Below are 20,961 nucleotides of genomic sequence, written 5' to 3'. Positions count from 1 at the left end.
GTTAGTTAATAATTACCTTCGGATGAATAGCACAAACTTTACGTACAACTGGACTAATGTAGCACTCCACATGAAGTGTGACTCAGTTCCTCTTCTTTCACAAAACTAGTGATACAATTTCAACAAAAAACAGAGAGCTCCAATGAAAGTTGTTGCAGTCACAGCGTGCCCTACAGGCATTGCACATACGTATATGGCAGCAGATGCCCTCAAAAAAGCCGCATTGAGGCACGACGTTCATATCAAGGTCGAAACTCAGGGGGCTATGGGTATAGAGGATAGGTTAAGTAGCATAAACATCGCACAATCAGACTTAGTGTTTATCGTTTCAGAGCTTGAGATTGAGAACTCTGAACGTTTTGAAGGGTTAAAAGTGATACACCTCACCATCGAAGATATCCTGCTCAATGTAGATAAAATATTTCTGAAACACTGTAGAAAATAGTCATCAATGGAAGAACACCAAATTACCTTCATTGTTGAGAATATTGATGCTAGTACATACATAGCTTTGCCTTTGATTCGCCTTGCAAAGAAATTCAAGAGTACTATCTCCATTATCAATATCACTCAGAATCGTAGTACCGAGTTATCCAAAGCTATATCCGTATATCAGGCGGTGTTTCAAAGAGGCGATGTTTGTCAAATCACAGCTAATGGAGTAGACGCAGAATTAACATGCTTTGTGATGAAGAATCTCATAGCAGAGTATTATGTGTTGGTTGGTTCTGAAATCAGCTACCGGTTTTCAGACAGTCTTAGCTTACGTTTACCCCAGCTCAAAACGAGGTCCGATATTCGTTGGCACTATGCAAAGTCACAAACCGAACTGACTAAGTATGAATGCCTGAGAGGATTAGCGCGACTCATTAACCCTTCACATTCAGAACAACTACTGTCAGCATTCCTATCAAGAGAAAAGTCTTCACCTACCTGTTTGACGTCTGGCGTTGCATTGCCACACGTTATGTTTGAAAAGACAAAACAGATTTCTATTGCTGTAATTACAAATGATAAGTCCATGGATTGGGAATCAAAGTTAGGCAGGGTAAATATCGCAATCGGCCTTGTAATTCCTCAAAAGCCAACAATGAGTCAGCTTAACTCAATCACTAACCTCACCCGAAACTTACTTAGTGATGAAACCAATGAGCGGTTAGTGAAAACCAAAAAACCCGTCGATCTACAAGCGATATTAATGCATGCAACATCTACTCTTTTTAAGTAATCCCCTAGATGATGGTAGTTCTTTAGTTCGAGTTACGATACGCCGTTGGTGTATGACCAGTACGTTTCTTAAATACCCGACAAAAATAGTTCACATCTTTAAAGCCACAACGATGCGCAACTTCACTTAACTTGAAGTTGTACTTCTTAAGCATAAACTTCGCACGATCAATTCTTACCCATATTATATAGTCAGCCAGTGTCATATGCCCTTGTTGGCGAAACATTCGTGAAAGGTGGTTAGCAGAGATATTAAAACGTTCTGAAATGTTTTCTCGGCTGATGGCGTGGTGGTAATTCTCCTGAATATAGACACAAATTTGTTGATATAGGTCCCTCACTCTATCACGAGAAGGCTCTTCAGAGTGCTCAAGCATCTTTTTGCAATACTGTAGCAATGTTTGTAGGAGTAATTCATCCATAGGCTTTTTATCGTGCTCACTTGAAAGTGAGTTTAAGGCCATCAAAACATTATCCAGAGCGGCCCCTGAGTTGGTACGAATACTATGTTTTTGAACATCAAAAAAAGTCTTTTCATCTTTACGTTTGCTTACTAGGCTTAACCCTAGCTGGCGGCGACCAAACAATATACTTAAAACCGAACAGTCGGTATTCCAGTATGGGTAGTTCCAGCAGTTAGGTGGGATAAAAATAGCATCACCCGCCGTTGCGTTAATTTTTGTGACACGATTTTCCGAAGACTCCATTTTATTGATATAGCAGCCTTCCAGAACTAACTCTAAGCGCGGAAAATTAACCTGATAACTAAATGGTGCCGGAGTATGAAAATCACCAGCGAACCAAATATTATGCGAGGGCCTCCGATCTTCTAATATTGCTGAAACTAGATCATGAAACATCATATTTGTGTATCTCTAAAAACCACTGGTTCCAATATATATTTAAAGTGAAGTTTCGTACTAGTGGATAAATCACACTTATATTTTCGTGCTACAAAACTTTAGTCATCGATACATTTATCCAGTTAACACGTTTCCAAAAGTAAAGAACTATATTCTTGAATCTGGATAGAACATCAAGAAAACCATTTTTAGTTTAGAACTCACTTGGCCAGTTTTTCAAAACATAAAGCTAAAATACGAAAAAAGGCCGTTCCAACTAAAGAACGGCCAAAAATGAAACAAGCTAATCCTGCGCGCGTCCCCCTATTTTTTCATTACACGCTTTTTCGCTCTGTTCCACCGGGAGTCTAATTTTTCAAGAGCCCCTTCAAAATCTCCCGACATAATCACATCTTGGATATAGCCACCAGAATAAAAATCAATTTTCGAACGGTTTGTTACCTCAATAAACGTTGAAGAATTGGTTGGTGATTGAATAACTTTCGGTTCATAGCTCATGTACTCGTTCAACTGTGCGAGCGCAGGTTGTTTTGTTTTAATTGTTGGTATAAAACCAGCAATTTCATCAAAATCTGAACCTTCAAGCAGGAACTTCATATAAGCTTTTGCAGTCTCTTTATTTTCAGAATGCTTGCTAACCGCGTAGCCCCAGTCATGGTTCATCTGCGCTTTTAAAACTCCTGAGTCGTCAGACGGAATTGGCATAAAACCAATATTTTCCGGATCTGCACCACGCTCAATGACTTGAGGAATAACCCAGTTTCCTAGGTAGTACATTGCAGCTTGTCCATTTGCAATTGAGTTCTTAGAATCTTCCCATGAGTTGGTGATAAGATCTTTTTCTGTCCATTCATTGTCAATAAACGTCTTAAGAACCGACAAAGACTTATTATAAGCAGTGTCTCCAGAAAATGGCTTGTCTTGATCAAGCATTTTCTCATAGACATTATCGTTACCTTCAACAACTATAGGAAATTTATCCCATTGTTGAAGAGGCCACTGAGCACCAAAGTTTACGTAAAGTGGAATTTGCCCCTTGGTTTTAATCTTTTCTGCCGCCGCATAGAAATCGCTCAGTGATTTAATAGGCACTTCTACACCGGCATTTTTTAGAACATCTTTGTTGTATACCAAACCTTCAACGGCATTACCCATAGCAATACCATAAGATTTTCCATCGTTCTCCCATGCATCGAAAAAGTATACTTCTTCCTCCGAATAAATGTCGTTCAATGGCTCATAGAAGTTTGGATATTGTTCAGAAGGAACTGACGGAAGAATCAGCACCAAATCACCGTAGTCACCAGTATTCATACGAGGACGCAAACCACCTTGATAATCTGCAAAGGCCACTACTTTCACATTTTCTACATTAGGATAAAGCTCTTTAAACTCTTTCTCGTAACGGTCGTACACGCCAGCCTGAACTAAGTCAGTACGGTTTGTATAAAAGGTAATACTTCCTTTTACTTCACTCTTATTAATTCCGTCTATCACACCAGCCTGTGCAATGCCAGTCGCTCCAATTAAAACTGATGAAGCTAGTAGAGTTTTGGTCAGAGTAGGTACAAATCTTTTCATCGTTATTCCTTTATTCTGTTAGGGAAAAGCATCGAATGAGTACTAATCGCAAATATCGAACGCAACCAATGATATCGTTACGATTTAAAAATAACGATGTGCAAGTTACAATTTCGTGAATAGGATCACTCAAAGAGCAACTAAAATCAACATTAACACTTTAAAATAATTACATATAGTTCTTTAATATCATGCAGATATGAACATAAATTAAACTTTAACAGGTTCCACAAAAACACCTTCAACACTTTGTGATTTGCATCACACAGATTCGCGTAAATTGATCAGAACCACAAAATAATAACGTTGCCATTTATAAAATGTGGATTTTCTTACAACATAAACGCGTGAAATTTACCACTTTGGGGTCAATCAAAAATGAACAATAAATTCATAAAGGTAGCAATCGCCACTTCATTTGCAGCTGCAGTAGTAGGATGTCAAAGCACAAACTCAACATCACAAACTACACCATTCATTACTAACGATTCGATGAGTGATTTTGTCAAACAAGAAGGAACATCACTTTATTTGAATGGAGTACCATTTCGTTTCTCCGGCACTAACAATTACTACATGCATTACAAATCAAATGACATGATCACATCAGTACTTGATGATGCCCAGTCGCTTGGTCTTAACGCTATTAGAGTGTGGGGCTTCATGGAAGGTGTTAGCCACAACCACACAATGCAAGCTGAACCAGGAAACTTTGAACCACCAACCAGTGTGAAAAGCTCTTTGGAACGGCTGGACTTCACTATTGCAGAAGCGCAAAAGCGCGGAATTCGTGTTGTGGTTGTATTAACCAATAATTGGGGTGATTTTGGTGGCATGCCTCAATATGTGGAATGGTTTAACGGCGATCATCATGATGATTTCTATCGTAACGAAGACATTAAGAATGCGTATAAACAGTTTGTCAGTCACCTGATAACTCACACGAACTCATATACCGGAGTACCACTAAACGAAGATCCTACGGTCATGACTTGGGAACTAGGTAACGAACCACGAGCCCAATCGGACAAGTCAGGCGAGTTGCTTTACAACTGGGCGTCTGAAATGAGCTCGTACGTAAGAACCCTGGCACCAAAACAGCTCATTGCACTGGGCACAGAAGGTTTTTTCACCCGTCCAGGGCATGAAGATTGGGCATACAACGGAAATGAAGGTGTCGACTGGGAACGCATCATCACCCTTCCAAATATCAACTATGGAACAGTTCACTTATATCCGGAACACTGGGGGAAACACAACGCGGAACAGTGGGGTACGCAGTGGTTGATTGATCATGCAAAAGCTGCAAAAAAAGCCAATAAACCCGTAGTTCTCGAAGAATACGGAATTGGGGCAAACGAGCCACAGAACAGGGACTTCATTTACGAAAAATGGACAAATACTGCGTTTGAACATGGCTATGATGGCAGCATGTTTTGGATTTTAACGAGTTATGAGCAAGGCTCGCCAGATAACTTATACCCAGACTATGATGGTTTCCGGATCATTAACGATGGTGGTCGTACAAATCAAATTCTAAAACGCCATTCTAAAGAAATGCGCGGTTTAAGTGTCGAAAAACCTGATAAAGCGTATATCACCTACCCAGTAGATGGAATGAAAGTATCAGACGATAGCTTCACTGCCAAAAGCTATGTGATGAACTACAACCACGATGTTGAAAGCGTCATCCTCAGAACACCGACAGGAAATGTCGAAATGTTGGACACAGATGGCGACGGTTACTACGAGGCTGACTTGATTACCGAAAATATCGGTTACGGAGAACAAAAGCTCATCACGGTAACAACATTGGATAACGGAAAACGCATCACAGATAAGATTAGTGTAACGTTTGACAGACCAATTAAAGGTTATGAACGTGGTACATTCTTCGACTTTAGCGATGGCAATACACAAGGTTGGGAAAAAGAAGGGACATGGCAGGCTGCATGGAAGAACCCTGCAATTGAAGTCAGTACCGACCTAGGCTCACCAATGCTTAAACTCAACTTAGTCTGGTCCGGTAAAAATGACTGGGAAGAGCTAAAAATGCGTAATATGCGAATCAACAAATTTACGCAACACGCCAAACTCGCTTATGACCTTTACGTACCGGTAAATGAGGGCGATAAGGGTGGTGTCAGACCTTATGCCGCTCTTGGTGATGGCTGGGTTAAACTAGACTCGGACAAGCACCGACAAAAAGTCAGCGAACTTGAAAAAGTGACCATGAACGGAAAAGATTTCTACAAACAACATGTCGAAATAAACCTAGGTAACATCGACGGCAAACTACCCGATGTATTTATCTGTGTTGTCGGAGACAAGTTACCACTAGATGGTTCCGTATACCTGGATAATATTGAGTTCCTCAAACCAGTTTATTAATCCAAACCAACTAGCATCACAACCGAATGAAGCTCAGACACCCTTGTTTGAGCTTCTCCCTGCTTCCGAACCAACTAACAACAAGTGAAATTTCATTAGCAAACACTTTCAATCGTAACGTTATGATTGATATACAGTGGCAAAAATCAAGAGGATATATAATGAAGGGAAAGAAGCTATTAGCCGTCGCTTTAACCGCAGTTATTTTATCTGGCTGCAACATTGGTGACGGTACTGGAGAAAACTCAAGAGACACTCAAGACGATGGTTATCAATCTCCAGGCGGTAATGGCACATCAACTAATTACATTCGCTATCAGAATAAAGACATCTATCTCAACGGAGTCAATGTAGCTTGGTTGGACTTCGCCAAGGACTTTGGTTCTGGTCTTGATATAGATGGAACTGCTCAGGTTCTGGACCAAGTGAAACAGAGTGGTGGTAATTCTGTCCGTTGGTGGTTGCACACCAATGGTACACAAAGCCCTGTTTGGACACCTGATGGAACAGAAGTTGCAACTGAAGTTGAACAGCAGGCTATTATCGACGACATAGAAACCGCACTTGACCTCGCCAGCGACAGAGACATGTATATCATGCTGTCTCTTTGGTCGTTCGATATGCTTGCAATTAAGCAAGGTGGTGTGACGGACGTGATAAATTCAAACTACCGTTTTCTTACTGACCAGTCGATGAGAGAAAGCTATATACAAAATTTCCTTACCCCACTTCTAACTCGCATCGCTGGTCACCCTGCTTTAATTGCTATAGACCTTTTCAATGAACCTGAAAACATGACTGAATCTTGGTTTATAGATAGAGAAGGCTTAGGAACAAACTACCCCGTCACTTTAAATGATATTCACACTACAACAGCCGTATTAAGTAATGCGATCCATGATATCGCTGACAACTTGAGCAAAGAAGTACTTGTTACAACTGGACCAAAATCTATAGGGATGTATAACGCCGACGGCTTCGGTGGAACAAACTACTATTCCGACTCCAATATGATTAACCTTGGGGGAAATAACGCAGCCCTCGATTTTTACTCCCCTCACTATTATGACGACATGGGGAAAAATGGGGCATGGTCACCGTTCTATTTCCAGGCTAGCTATTGGGAGCTTGATAAGCCTGTAGTTGTCGCTGAATTCTTTGCTGATGACAATGCTTACAAACCTGCCTCATTCGAATATTTTGGCAATGCCGTTGGGGAAGAGGAACTATGTGTCCGTCTCATGGACAACAATTATGCAGGTGCCTTTAGTTGGCAGTGGACTAATCAGTATAGACAATCTACCCTAAACTGTGTTGCAGCAGCGGCCAATCAGCAAGTAACACCATCCGCTGGTTTATTTGACTTTGAGGACGGTAATATCCCTTCAATTATGGCTGTTTCTGAAACAGGAGGCAGTGCATCACTATCGATTTCAACTGCGGAAGCCTATCAAGGCATTAACTCCCTTGAGGTTAAAATTCAAGAGCCGGAAGGAGAAAAGAAACTTTACTTACAGCTTCCAATTTCTACCCTCGAAGCAACAGAAATTTCAGAAGTTAGTCTTTGGGTTAAGTTTTCAGCAGATATGGCAACATCTTCTGTTAATGGTGGGAAGCTCTATGCCAAGGACAAAGACTACGTCTGGTCTGAAGGAAACTGGGTAAATGTCACTCCAGGAGAATGGACACTTGTAAGCTGGTCGCTACCGTCAGCAGTCCAAATTTCTGACCTTAATGAATTTGGTTTTCAGATCTATGGAGATGCTGGCGGCGCTGCCCTTGATGCGTCTGCCTTTATCGATAATCTATATCTGGGGAACTCGCCAGTAGATGTTAAAGACGAAGAAGATACCGATCTATCAGGTGACCAATTCTCGTTTGAAGATGACTTAGTTCCTGCTGGCTTCGACCTAGCTACCGATAGAGGAACCAAAGGAAACCTGTCAGTAATAGATTCACAAGCCACAGATGGAACAAAAGCCCTCATGGCAACCGTTACCGAGACGGCCGGAGCAAATGGTGTTTACATCAAGTTCCCAACATCACAACTATCTATCTCAACCGTTGGCTCTGTTAGTGCGCAAATAAAGCTTTCACCAGAAGTATCGGCCGCTGGTTTTACAGGCGGAAAGCCTTTTGCAAAAACTGGCGATGGATGGGCCTGGCAAGAGGGTGACTGGGTTAACATGAGCAGCGATACTTGGACTGAGTTCACATGGACGGTGCCATTGTCAGATCTTAAAGAGCTTGGCATACAAATCTACGCTGGAGCTGGTACCGCAATAACTGATGGTGAAGTATATATCGATGAGGTGGTCATCAACCCATAACCTTCCCCCAGAACTAAACTTGGAAAAGATACCGGGAGCATAAACAGCTCTCGGTTTCTTTCGTTTTTATTTTCTGCCTGATGCTATAATTACATTTATTGATAAATCCATCAGGCTAAACAATATTTTCAACGCGATTGCTTTACGCTTTGTTTTTGTTCGTTTGTCACTTCTCTTACGCTAAAGACTATCTCGCCTATTCCGCTCACTTCGAATACGCACCTATAAGCTGCGAGCAAAATGATTCTTTAGTTAGAGTAGGACCTGGTATTGTAAAAACCTTACCCCTACACATGGCCTAGAATTTTTGCACTAGCACGTCAACAACATGCTGGTGTTATTACAGGGTTATACTTTACATCACAAAGGAATGAGTTTCTGGTCTATACTGAAATCCAGGTGGCAAACATTGTGTCGTAATCACTAATGAAGTTAGCAACTTCCTTTTACACCTAATATATAATACTCCGTTCATCATATTAATTAAAAATATACTTAGAGGCGCAACAATAGCCAAATCGTATCGTTACCACTCTAAGTCTAGTTCAACTTTAAACATATATAAGGATAAACTTCAAAAAATGAAATATGACTCATGAATAGAGTTTAAACAAGGAGGAATAATTTCCCCCTCGGTAATAACAAATCAAAACCCTCCTAACGTTGCTACCCACGGGTGAGCATAAGCTTCTTTAGCTTTAAGGTTCCACGCAAGGCCGAAACCAGTATTCCAGGTAATAAAAAAGCTGTTTTAGGCATTTCTTTTTCAATCTCATTAATAAGATGTTCGAGATCAAAAGGTGTTTTAAGTAACCAACGACCAATTGGATTCCAGTTTGAACGAGGCCCAGTCTCTGTTAGTGCATAAGGTTTATTAAATGTTTCGATCATTACCTTGTAGTAATTTTTCATATAATACACGAGTCTCAATCGAAGCAGATTTATTACTTAAAACTGCATTTTAATTTTGTGAAACATTCTTTTCAGAGGTCGAGCTACAACCTACTGCCAACATTATCGTTGTAGTTGCCGAAAGCAAGAAACTTAATTTCATATCGCACCTTTCTATTATTACTTATTTTAAAGCATCATAACGGTATCGATACGATGTTTATGTACTCATATGAGACAGCGTGAAATACGCACAGTAATCATTACGTCACTTGCACGACAACAATATCCTCTCTTAATGGAATACGTATGTAGAAACGACACCCTTTACCTTGCTTGCTAACACATTGAATCTCACCATTGAGCTTATGCCGCACTAGATTATAGATTATCGACGTTCCAAGACCAGAACCGCCTTGCCCCCGCTTGGTGGTTACAAATGGCTCAAACACTTTCGGCAAAATGTCTGGAGGAACACCCTTTCCATTGTCGCTGTAGTGGATGATAAGATACTCACCATCACATTCTATGTGGACATCAATGTTGCAGGCCTCTTCTTTATTTTCAAAGCCGTGAATAATTGAGTTGAGCACAAGGTTAGTATAAATTTGTGTAAACACACCAGGATAGCTGTGTATCTCTATCTCGGGAGAACAGCTCAGCGCCAGCGATACTTGCTTTTTCTTGAGCTCATGCTTGAGCGAGTTCAGAGCGTGACGAAGGTTCTCTTCAACCTTAAATCGATACTTAGCTAATGAACTCTGATCAACCGCTACTTGCTTAAAGCTCTTTACTAGTTCGACTGTACGAGTCAAATTATCGCTGATTAACTTGTTGGATTCAGCAATCATTTCGATAAGTTCAGCCCGTTCGTGGCTAGCACTATCATCCAGTGCAGTTATCTGTTGAATCCTCTCCTCAACAACAGATGAGGCCATAACACAGATACCTACAGGTGTATTGATCTCATGTGACACCCCCGCCACAAGTCCCCCCAGTGAAGCCATTTTTTCTGATTCAAGTAAAGTTTCCTGGGTTTGCTTTAACTCTTGATAAGCTTCTTCTAGCTTGTTTTTGCTCTCTTTTTCAAACTGCGCAGCCTTAACCATAGCGTTGATTGCTGTAATATCGGAGCACACTTCTACATGTCCCACTATTTCACCCTTACGGCTATAAAGATAACTGGTATCAACTCGAAACTCTCTGTCGAACTGAGAAAAAAACGTTTCGGTCTCACCCTTTCTTAGCCGCCATACGCCACACTTTTCAGTCTGACAGATGGCAGCTCCCCAGTTGTTGCACTGACGACCAATAAAGTCTCGCTTAGGCTCATCAAACAGATTCTCCACAGGCTTGTTGATGAATGTCCAGTTCATGTTGATGTCTGTGACCGACAGCGGTGTTGGAACCGCGTCCAGTAACTGCTCGTACCAAAAATACTTATCTTCAATGTCATCATCGATTTTTTTAATGACAATAAGCAACGCAATGAGGGCAGATAAGGCAAGCAGGATATAAAGCAGCCACTTTTCTGAGGAGGCCATCAAATACCCTGCCCCTAAGGCAATCGCAAACAGCACAACAACGAAAGAAATGAGCGTCTTTTTCATCAAAACGAAAGCTCCTGCTTACTCACAACAAACTGGTCAACCTGAACTTATGAAACGTTTTTAACCTCAATTACGTGGTCGTCTTTATCATCAGGTACGTCAATCAGCCCCTCTATCTTTCTCATGTTCTCCAATTGTGCTTGCAGCTTATGAGACAATTCGTTGAGCTCGACCGCAGACAGCGAGGTTTCCTCAGCAGAGGCCGCTGTCGAGTGCACCACTTCGTCAATTTCAGACATACCCTGATTGACCTGACTGAGTCCTGTCGCCTGGCTCTGCGAGGCGTTGTCAATCTCCTCAATGGTGTCAGATATCGCCGTGACATGCTCAATGATTTCCCCCAGAGCACTGACGCACTGCTGCGAGATGGCGTTGCCTTTCTCCACGTTTTCTATCGAGGTCTGAATGTATTGCGCCGATTCGCTGGCCGCCGTCGTGCTTCGCTCGGCCAGTTTTCTTACCTCATCGGCCACCACCGCAAATCCGCGTCCCATCTCCCCCGCTCTGGCGGCCTCAATGGAGGCATTGAGCGCCAACAGGTTGGTTTGCGAGGCAATGTCGTTAATCACATCAATGATTTCTCGAATGGAGTCGCTTGAACGATTAATCTCCTGCATTGCATGCTCAAGCTCTCTGATTTCATCAGAAGCCGTGGTGGCCGCTCGCTGCGCCTCTAAGGAAGTGTGGGTGGCTCTGGAAGCCCTCTCTGCATTGTCGTTGGCCTGAGTAAGAATTTCGTTGAGAGAACTACCAATCTGAGTAATGGAGGCGGCTTGCTGAGTGGAACCGACAGTCAGCGCATGACTAGCATCATTGAGGTTGTTTGCACCAGTCGAAAGGTTTTCACTGATGGCATCCACGTCGTTATACACCCTCACCAATGCCACTTTCTCAGAAACCTCCTGAACGTATTCCACATGTCCGATGGGGTTACCATCCAAACCATGGATATAACACGTATCGACACGAAAATCTTTATCCCATTGATGAAACGCTGTCGTCGGTTGCCCCTTTCGTAAACAGTGCACACCACAATCTTCGGTGTTGCAGATGTTTGCCCCCAGTTCGAACAGTGTTGCCCAAGAACATCCTCTCTGGTGACGCCAAGTGGCTCAGTCGCGGCTCTGTTGACAAACGTCCACTTCATGTCCATATCTGTGACCGACAAGGGGTTGGGTATTGAATCGATGATTTGCTCGTAAAAATTAAACCGCTCAAGGACCTGGCGGTTTAAAATAATCTGGAGAGCCAATACCCCAACAAGCAGAACGCCCACAACTAACACCCTAAAATCCTGCACCCCTAACATCAGCGCTGCCAAAATAGAAACAAGAGTTAACCCTAATGCGATACGATAATACGTGTTCATGCTTTCCCCACTGTCATGCTATTCGCTCACAAAAATGCTTCATTAAAGCGTAGGATATTATGATGATAGTTCCATTAATAAAGCTTTGCTAACTCATGATTGTTTCCTCTTCCTCAATACTTTTGAAAACGTTTTAAGGGTTTATTTGATAGCTATAGCAGGATGACCTTACCTTCATATTGAGAAAATAAAGACAAAATACAGATGCCGGATTAATGAACTGACCAAATTTGTAGTCGCTGACTCGAGTACTGTGCTTTTTATCAGTTACATCTAAATACATCCAGTTCACTTTTTTGGTTCTCAGCCAGTTCTGCTAACTCAGTCGAAGCCTCAAACGCATCGTTGCTACCTGATACATTTTGCTGCACCAAATCATATGCTTGAGTTGTTATTTGGGCAATTTCTTCTTACTCTTGATATGTTTTTTGATGCTTCAGCATAAACTTACATCTCATCGGCATTCGCATATATCTCGACTCTGGTTAGAAACCCATCCATGAAATCCGGCCTTGGCAACTAAGAATAGAACGGTCGCAAACCCATCGATTTTCCGAGTATTACCCCGATTGTCAGCAACAGAACAAGAAGTTGTATGGCTTCGCCACACAACTCACTTTTATCACCTAGAAATTTTGCCTATTTTTCTAAGTAGCTCCAACGTCTTTTTAGTCCCGTCCATCTCGCTGTGTGCATCGCCTTCGTACTCCGCAGCTATGACCCCTTCAAATCCGTGCTCACTTAGGATCTTTACGCATTCAGGATAATCAACTGTGGTCTCTTCCCCTGCCGTGGAAAACTCATAGGATTTAGCACTGACACCAAGCGTATATGGCGCTAAATCCTCCAATCCTTGAGTTCGATCGTAAAATCTTTTCGGTTCGTGATGCCAACCTCCCATGAAAAAGTTGTCGAAATCCAAGTACACCCCAACATTCTTTTTACCTACTACCTCGATTAACATCGCCAACCATGCTGCATTACTAGAAGGGTGTCCGTGATTTTCAACCACTATCTGAATCCCTAAAGGTTCTGATCGCTCTGCCAGTATCCGCATGCTTTTTGCCATATTATGCATCTGTAGCAAATAGCTGCCATCTCCATAAGCATTAACACGAAAGAGTCGGCACCCCAGTGTTTCTGCAACCTTTAACCAGCGTAGGTGTTTTTCTATGGCGACATGTCTCTCTTCCGGGTCGGATGCCGCCAGATTTCCTAACTCATCACACATAAGGCAGTTGAACTCGATCTGCCTCTCTTCTGCCTGTTTTTTCCAGCCTTTAAGCCAGGAATCATCATCAACTTTGGAGTAAAATAGTATATTGACCAAGTCAATAACCTTTACATCTAACGCTTCGGCAGCGTCTAAAAGCTGAATGTGGTCAAAATCACCACGTAATACAGTATCTGGATTATCAGAATGTAATTCCGCAAGGTACTGTTCATAGTTATCTCTGCTGTTTCCGAGAATTGAACGATGAAAACTCCACTGCGATATACCGAGCTGTATATTTGATTTCATGCTCATTTCATACCTCTTTTATTGATCGTATAAGCGACATGAAGCGCGATAAACCAAAACACTGGTTTTTGCCGTCAACTCATTTACTTCACCAGGACGCTGATAAAAGGCACTAGCCGAACCAGAGAAATGTTGCTGGTTATGAAACTTCAATTCCCCACTCAGTACAAACCATATACAAGGCCCATTATCCGGGGGGGTTGTAAGTGATTCTCCAGCCTCCAATCGATACTCTCTTAACTGAAAGTCATCTGATGGCACGGGGAAATCGGTTGCATTATTACCAATTTCAACCGGAGTCACTGTTTCGGGGGTGATTGGTTCAAAACTGCATACTTTTATCAACTCTCGAACATCGACCCGCTTAGCTGTCAACCCTGCACGCAACACATTGTCTGAATTTGCCATCAATTCAATATTTTGCCCTTCAAGGTACGCATGAGGTATACCGGCATCCTGATACACCACTTTGCCTTTAGGTACATACATTAAATTCAGCACGAATATCATCAGCAAGCCTGCCTCGCGAGGTTGCCCTTCGTTTTCCGCCCGAATAGCGGAACGCATAAACCAAAATAACGGCTCTGATTTTGATATTTCATTTTGAAGATAAGCCTCCCGATAGCGTTCAACTACCGGTTCAACGATGATGCTTAACTCTCTTTCAGACAAATCAAAAATAAACGACACAAATCGTTCAATACCTTTCTCTTGGTAAATGTGAACCAAAGGTTCTAACTCTATGATTCTATTAAACTGTTCAACAACCTTTTCCTCGGAACGAAACCCGTGTAGTAAATAAAAATCCGATAACGCCAGCATCAACTCTGGCTTGTGATTGTCATCTCGGTAGTTTCGCTCATCTGCTGGCACATTATTCTTGATTTCGTAAGCGAACCCATCCCTGGCCTGTTGAAGACTAGGATGAACCTGTATTGATAGTGGTTGTCGAACATCAAGCACCTTAAACAAGAAAGGAAGTCGCTCTCCAAATTTTTTTATTGACGCAGCACCTAGCCTAGACTCCGGATTGAGCTTTATCCACTCTGATAATAACGAGCCATCCACCAGGCGAGACGAACCGTTTTGGTGATCTCCAAGCCAAAACTCTGCCGAAGGCTTGTTATTCAGGGCCCTGGCGTTGGTTAACATTGGGATATAGTGATAGCCACCCCAATCAAAATTCTGAGTAACACCTTTGATTTCTAACATAAATATCTCCTCACGCGACTAGCCCATTGTCGATAGGCTTATTATTTATTTGTACTGTCGCTGTTTTTTCTGTTTTGAATTGTTCTAACTCACCTTGCTGCTCTGTAGAGAGCTGCGTGAGCTTTTGACTGTTCTGACTGACCTCATCCAGTTTTTCCAGACTCGATCTAAAAGTTATTGCGATATTTGATAAAGACGACGAAATATCTGAACAAGCCTGATACTGCTCTGTTGCAGACTGGGAAATAACGCCCGACTCCTGAGTGAGTTTTTCGATGTATCCACGGATGGTATCCATGCTCTTTCTTGAAGCTCCTACAAACTCCATATTCTCAGTCATTTTTGATTCGCACTCATTCATGTGCTCAACAGCACTGCGACTCACAGACTGTAAATCTGTAATCATTGAATGAATCTGCTCCGTCGCCTGAGTGGTACGCTTTGCTAAGTTACTCACTTCTTGCGCAACTACAGCAAATCCTTTTCCGGCATCACCAGCCCGAGCGGCTTCGATTGTTGCATTTAACGCAAGTAAGTTGGTCTGACTGGCAATATCACTAATAACCGAGATTATTTGACTGATTTCTTCACTTCTCTCAGAAGCCATGCCTATAACGTTGCTACTTTTCTCTAGTGTCTGTTTCAGCTTCTCACTACCTTGAGTGTTTAGTTCGAGGTAGTGATTTCCACTCTCAGTTAAACTGTCTATTTCAAGAGAATGCTCGAGACTGGACTGGGTCGCACCTTGAACTTGCTGACTCACGACCTCTAGCTGCTCAACAGCACCAGAAATAGACTCAATAGCGAACATCTGTTCATCGTTAAGCTCTTTTACCTGATCCGCTAACGCTGAGTTTTGATTGCTCTGACTATATATTTCATCGCTATTTAGCTTGACTCCTCTGATCAATGAGCGGTTTGTTGCAATGACATTGTCGAGTCTTGCTGTCAATTGAGAGAACTCAGCAGACCACCCCTTTTTCTCGACAGACTGGCTGTAATCTCCCTCTGCCAACCCATTAATAACCTTAAGGCTGTAATTAAGTGGTTTTTTAATCTTTCTTGTCAGATAGACAGCGACAACAACAACCAATAATGAACAGAAAAGTAGAGCGGCCACCTGGATTTGAATGATTGTATCCAGTGCTTTAATAATGCTCTCTTGCTTACCGGTGCTTATCGAGCGTCCTAAATCTAATAACGTAGAAACATGTTGATTCAGTCGCATGTTAAGTTCGCGATTCTCTTCAAGAAGACTAGATATCTCACTCTCGAGGCTCTGCTGAGCAAGCAAAAGTTGAGGTAAATTGTTTTGACCGTACATCAGAGTCTCAAACAACTTAGTTGCCTCTAGGTAGTCAGGTTCTGAGCTAAGTTCAGGCACGTCTTCCAACAAATAGGAATGTTCCTCCACGATATCTGTTTTCTGCTGCATTAAAAACGCGACATTCGCCTCGACTTCTTGCTTTGTAGTCACAAAAAACGTCCTGGTTAGTACATCGAGAGAAGCATCCCGCTTCTCGATAAAGGTATCGATGTCCTTGCGTAAAAACTCATCTGCACGCTTTGTTACCCTAGATAATATAGAGTCAGATGTTTCTGTTTGATTGTTAAGTTCATTACGAAGTTGGTAAAGCTGCTGCTTAAGCTCTATCGACTGTAGATGACGTGAAAAAATTGAGTTTGATGACTGAGAAAAATCAGATAAATCTTGTTTTAGCTCGTTCACCCTAGAGGCAGGAAGAGAAACAGATTCTATCGATTGATAAAAAAGGTTGGTAACGCGTGCAAGTTCCGCAGTAGCGAGTTGTTGCGCTATTGTAGCTTCACTAAGATTTTTCTCCCGCAAGGCTTCTGAAATAAGTAATTGTGTTGTTTTAACCTCTTCTCTGAGATCACCAATCATTTCAGTCAGTGATTGACTCTCAGCAAATGCAGTCTCTATCTCGTTTTCTGCACTGTCCGTGTATACAAGTGTAACTCCGTTTGCTATTGCAAAAGTAACTAAGATGGTGACAAATGCTGAGACTATTTGAACTACAAGTCTCATAAGCTTCTCCTGATACAATTAGGGGGAGCAAATGCTCCCGCCTAAATGATGAATTATTCTTAGAACCAAACTTCAGCCTGAACACCGAAGTTCAACACGTCCGTTGCACCGTCACGTGTATAACCCGAGTCCAGTTTTGCTGCTGCATCGTCATCCCATTGAGCATAAGTAGCGAATACTCGGATTTGAGGACGAGCCCAGAATCCGGTTTCGAGCATAATTGTTGGTGCAATAGTTGCCTTAAACAGGCCACCTTCGGCGCCACCATCTTTCTTCTCATCAATGTACTCATAACCAACTTCATATTGCATCGCAAAGTTTTCAGTGATTTGGTTGTGAGGACGAACACCAACAGCCCAGATGTTACGGTCAGAACCTTTTGTCGAAGGAGATGACCAATCTGACCAAGGAGCATAATCAGAGTCAGTCTGATAGAATGCGAACGTCGACACTTCCCAGTTTTGAGCAACATTTGCTAGGCCATCAAACACGATACGTGAAGAGGTTGTATCTTCAGTGTTCGCAAAGCCCCAACCGTTTTTGCCGAGGGAATCACCCGCCGCTAGACCCTGACCATACTGAGCAACAATTCGAGAGTAACCACCTGTAATGCCGTAAAACCCATCGAAGTTATACATCGCCGTTAGGCCAATACCATCTTCTGCAGCACCTGCGTGCCAACTATGCTCGTTCATTTTGTGAGCCACAAACTGAAGATCTAAACCCGTTCCAGCAATGCCTTTAAGCCATAAGTTAAGAGAAAGGTCGTCTGGGTAGCCTTGCTGTGCATCATCAACCGGCGCTTCGTTGTTTCTGTCACTTGGCATGAAGGCATATAGGCCTACATCCATTTTTGCAAAACCAACATCGATTTTATCAACACCACCACCGGTACCGTTGTACTGAACATATTCCCAGTCATACTGGTGGTTAGATGTATTTGAGCTGCTGTAACGTTTACCCGCCCAGAAAACCGCGTCTGGAGCAAACGGTAAGTTACCCATTTCAACATAACCTTCGCGGAACTGAGCATCATGACCATCAGCGTCAGTACAGTTCCAATCAGCGGTACAGTTTGTTTCATGTGTAAGGTTTGCTCTGAACTTTGCCCACGTACCTGAATCAGTCGTGAACTTCATAGTAGGTAGAAGCTCGATTTTCGTGTTCTGCTCGTTACCCAAACGGAACTTACCATAGTTAGTAAACAAGCCTAATGAGTTAGAACGATTTCCATCACTGTTCAGCAGAAGGCCACTTTTTGCATAGCCATGCATTTCAAAATCCTGGTCTGCAGCCATTGCAGACATAGAAGAAAGAACGAGTGCTGCTAAGGTAGATTTCACAAAGATTGATTTTTTCATATTTGCATTCTTCTTATCGTTAAGATTGAGAGATTTCCATTTACGTTTGCCCGAAACCCAATTCAATTGGCCTCTCGATGACAACGAACTCATTGTAGATCCATTTTTATCGTAACGTTACGATCAAGATCGTATTTGAACGAGCTTTTTCAATTCTGTTTACTAATTTGAGACGTGGATCTTTTTATTGATAAATAACGGAGAATTTAATGAGGATTATTCGTACAGATCTTTAATTAATAAGAAACTCATCACGAAATTCAAACAAAAAGAGCAGGTTTACACCTGCTCCTTTAATATTATTTTTACAAAAACTTTTTGTTTTTATCTATCAGCTCAATCCGCTGAGATACACAACCTGCACTCGTTAACGGATCTTCAGGAGTATTGACGACATAATCAACCATCTGTTCCACTGTGGTCGTTAAAACATGGCATCGGGTGTCCGATGAAGCATAGTAAATAAATACCTGACCATCGTCCCTTGCAATCAATCCGTTACTGAACACTACATTTGAAACATCACCAACACGCTCTTCACCTTCAGGAGCTAGGAAGTAGCCACTAGGTCTATGAGTCACTTCCATTGGGTTATCTAATGAGGTCATGAAGCAGTATAGGACATACCTCAAACCAGCAGCGGTATTACGAACCCCATGAGCCACATGCAGCCAGCCCTTCTCCGTCTTAATTGGAGCCGGTCCTTGTCCATTTTTAGACTCTTTGATCGTGTGGTAAGTCTTAGGATCGATAACATATTCCATATCTACCACAGCGTTATCCATAGACTCAGTGAAGCCCATACCTATACCACCACCAGAACCAGCTTCTATGAAGCTGTCTTGCGGCCTGGTGTAAAGAGCATACTTACCTTCAATAAACTCTGGATGAAGTACCACGTTGCGCTGCTGAGCCGATTGAGTTTTCAGATCGGGTAAACGCTCCCAGTTTAATAGGTCTTTAGTACGAACAATTCCACATTGAGCAACAGCTGCTGACTCATCGCCAGGCGCTGCTGACGGATCTTTTCGTTCTGTACAGAACAAACCATAAATGTAGCCGTCTTCATGTTTTACCAAACGCATATCATAAACATTGGTATCTGGATTCTCTGTCTCTGGAATCACACAAGGCTTATCCCAAAAAGCGAAACCATCAATCCCGTTATCACTTTCCGCCACAGCAAAAAACGATTTCCTGTCATGCCCTTCGACACGAGCAACCAGATAAAATTTCCCATTGAGCTCAATCGCACCAGGATTCAAAACTGCATTGATCCCTAGCCTTTCCATCAGATACGGATTCGTTTCAGGATTCAGGTCATAACGCCATGAAATTGGAGCATGCTCTGTTGTCAGAACAGGGTTCTTGTAGCGAAGAAATATTCCATTTCCAGGAACAACGGCTTCATTCTTTTTCGAAGCATTTAAATTAAAGTTTTCTTTAAGTAACTTTAATCGATCATTAAATATCGTCATATTTTTTGTAAGGTTTTAACCTTACCCTCAATGATTTTAGATTATTTAAACCAAAAGCGTATCGTTACGTTTTTAAGATGCTATTAAAATACTTCTGACTTTGTTTTTAACTCAGTCATTAGTTCATCGACTGTCGTATAAGCAACAGCTGAATAAGTATCTGCAGCACCGTAATAAACCGCAATTCGACCTGTATCTGCATCCGCAAGTGCAGCACATGGGAATGCCACATTAGGCACAAACCCTGTTGTTTCGTAATCTTTTTCAGGTGTTAATATGTAGTCACGAGTACGATACAAGACTTTCCATGGCTCATCGATATCTAGTAGCGCGGCACCAAAGCTATACACGTACCCATTACATGTTCCAGACACGCCATGATAAATCATTAACCAACCTTCCGAAGTTTCAATTGGGATAGGTCCAGCGCCAATCTTAGTGCCCTGCCACCAACCGTTGCCACCCTTACCCATGACATGTCTGTGCTTGCCCCAGTACTCCATATCATTCGAGTGACTCAGGAACACATCACCAAAAGGAGTATGCCCTGAATCAGAAGGACGATTTAACATTACAAATTGACCGTTTATCTTACGAGGGAACATAACGCCGTTTCGGTTAAACGGCACACAAGCGTTCTCAAGTCTTGTAAAGGTTTTAAAATCTTTGGTCATACCAACACCGAGTGTCGCACCATGATCATCCGTACACCAGGTTACATAGTACGTATCTTCAATCTTAACGACACGTGGGTCATAAGCATATGATGGCTGGAAGTCATTTCCGTTCTGATCTTTCCACTCGATAGGCTTATGGTCGAACTCCCAATTAAGTGCATCACCCGAACGACCTACATGAAGATGTGGACGACCATTTTTGTAATCGCAACGGAAAACACCAATGAAAGCACCTTCAAAAGGCACTACCGCAGAGTTATATACTCGGGCAGCTGCCGGGAAAGGGTTCCAACCAATGATTGGGTTTTCACTGTGACGCCACATGACACCCTCTTCACCTTGAGGACGGTCCTGCCAAGGCATGTTTGGGATTGATTCACCAATAATTTTTACAGACAT

15 protein-coding genes and 1 pseudogene are annotated in these 20,961 nt (G+C 42.2%); 4 read left to right on the top strand and 12 right to left on the bottom strand.

Translation table 11 applies throughout. The features are described 5' to 3' along the window. The first annotated feature begins 142 nt into the window (after positions 1–142). Entirely contained in the window at positions 143–445 is a 303-nt protein-coding gene (locus tag P7F88_RS04140) for a PTS fructose transporter subunit IIB (RefSeq protein ID WP_277822138.1), read from the top strand. Positions 446–451: 6 nt separating this feature from the next. Further along, positions 452–1,228, top strand: coding sequence for a PTS sugar transporter subunit IIA (locus tag P7F88_RS04135; protein ID WP_277822136.1), 777 nt, complete (start codon positions 452–454; stop codon positions 1,226–1,228). Between the two features lie 22 nt (positions 1,229–1,250). Here P7F88_RS04135 and P7F88_RS04130 read toward each other — a convergent pair whose 3' ends face one another. Next, positions 1,251–2,090, bottom strand: coding sequence for an AraC family transcriptional regulator (locus tag P7F88_RS04130; RefSeq protein ID WP_277822134.1), 840 nt, complete (start codon positions 2,088–2,090; stop codon positions 1,251–1,253). Between the two features lie 303 nt (positions 2,091–2,393). Continuing rightward, positions 2,394–3,671, bottom strand: a complete 1,278-nt coding sequence (locus tag P7F88_RS04125; RefSeq protein WP_277822132.1) for an ABC transporter substrate-binding protein — start codon at positions 3,669–3,671, stop codon at positions 2,394–2,396. A gap of 378 nt (positions 3,672–4,049) precedes the next feature. On the opposite strand from P7F88_RS04125, the gene P7F88_RS04120 reads away from it, so the two are divergent. Continuing rightward, positions 4,050–6,062 carry a cellulase family glycosylhydrolase gene (locus tag P7F88_RS04120; RefSeq protein ID WP_277822130.1) on the top strand — a complete coding sequence of 671 codons (2,013 nt, stop codon included), beginning with the start codon at positions 4,050–4,052 and terminating at the stop codon, positions 6,060–6,062. A 161-nt stretch (positions 6,063–6,223) separates the two neighbouring features. Next, complete coding sequence (locus P7F88_RS04115; protein WP_277822128.1) at positions 6,224–8,392, top strand: cellulase family glycosylhydrolase; 2,169 nt, start codon at positions 6,224–6,226, stop codon at positions 8,390–8,392. Between the two features lie 666 nt (positions 8,393–9,058). On the opposite strand, the gene P7F88_RS04110 is transcribed toward P7F88_RS04115, so the two are convergent. From P7F88_RS04110 to P7F88_RS04070, 10 genes and pseudogenes are all read right to left on the bottom strand, one after another. Further along, positions 9,059–9,304: a hypothetical protein gene (locus P7F88_RS04110; protein WP_277822127.1), complete on the bottom strand. Its 246-nt coding sequence runs from the start codon at positions 9,302–9,304 to the stop codon at positions 9,059–9,061. A 242-nt stretch (positions 9,305–9,546) separates the two neighbouring features. Next, positions 9,547–10,893, bottom strand: coding sequence for a PAS domain-containing sensor histidine kinase (locus tag P7F88_RS04105; protein WP_277822125.1), 1,347 nt, complete (start codon positions 10,891–10,893; stop codon positions 9,547–9,549). Positions 10,894–10,940: 47 nt separating this feature from the next. Beyond that, positions 10,941–11,921: a methyl-accepting chemotaxis protein gene (locus tag P7F88_RS04100; protein ID WP_277822123.1), complete on the bottom strand. Its 981-nt coding sequence runs from the start codon at positions 11,919–11,921 to the stop codon at positions 10,941–10,943. A 47-nt stretch (positions 11,922–11,968) separates the two neighbouring features. Further along, positions 11,969–12,202, bottom strand: a pseudogene (locus tag P7F88_RS25755) (PAS domain-containing protein); the annotation flags it as partial. Positions 12,203–12,884: 682 nt separating this feature from the next. Further along, entirely contained in the window at positions 12,885–13,790 is a 906-nt protein-coding gene (locus P7F88_RS04095) for a sugar phosphate isomerase/epimerase family protein (RefSeq protein ID WP_277822121.1), read from the bottom strand. Positions 13,791–13,802: 12 nt separating this feature from the next. Further along, positions 13,803–14,996: a mannose-6-phosphate isomerase, class I gene (gene manA / locus P7F88_RS04090; RefSeq protein ID WP_277822119.1), complete on the bottom strand. Its 1,194-nt coding sequence runs from the start codon at positions 14,994–14,996 to the stop codon at positions 13,803–13,805. Between the two features lie 10 nt (positions 14,997–15,006). Beyond that, entirely contained in the window at positions 15,007–17,046 is a 2,040-nt protein-coding gene (locus tag P7F88_RS04085) for a methyl-accepting chemotaxis protein (protein WP_277822117.1), read from the bottom strand. Positions 17,047–17,105: 59 nt separating this feature from the next. After that, the gene (locus P7F88_RS04080) at positions 17,106–18,407 is read right to left on the bottom strand and encodes a carbohydrate porin (protein WP_277822115.1); all 1,302 of its coding nucleotides are present in this window, start codon (positions 18,405–18,407) and stop codon (positions 17,106–17,108) included. Between the two features lie 305 nt (positions 18,408–18,712). Beyond that, positions 18,713–19,885 (bottom strand): glycoside hydrolase family 130 protein, encoded by a 1,173-nt coding sequence (locus P7F88_RS04075; RefSeq protein WP_277822113.1) that lies wholly within the window; start codon positions 19,883–19,885, stop codon positions 18,713–18,715. An 83-nt stretch (positions 19,886–19,968) separates the two neighbouring features. Beyond that, complete coding sequence (locus tag P7F88_RS04070; RefSeq protein WP_277822112.1) at positions 19,969–20,961, bottom strand: glycoside hydrolase family 130 protein; 993 nt, start codon at positions 20,959–20,961, stop codon at positions 19,969–19,971.

Source organism: Vibrio hannami (assembly GCF_029589055.1).
In the GTDB taxonomy this organism is placed as follows: Bacteria; Pseudomonadota; Gammaproteobacteria; order Enterobacterales; family Vibrionaceae; genus Vibrio; species Vibrio hannami.
This window is presented reverse-complemented; position numbering and strand designations above follow the sequence as displayed.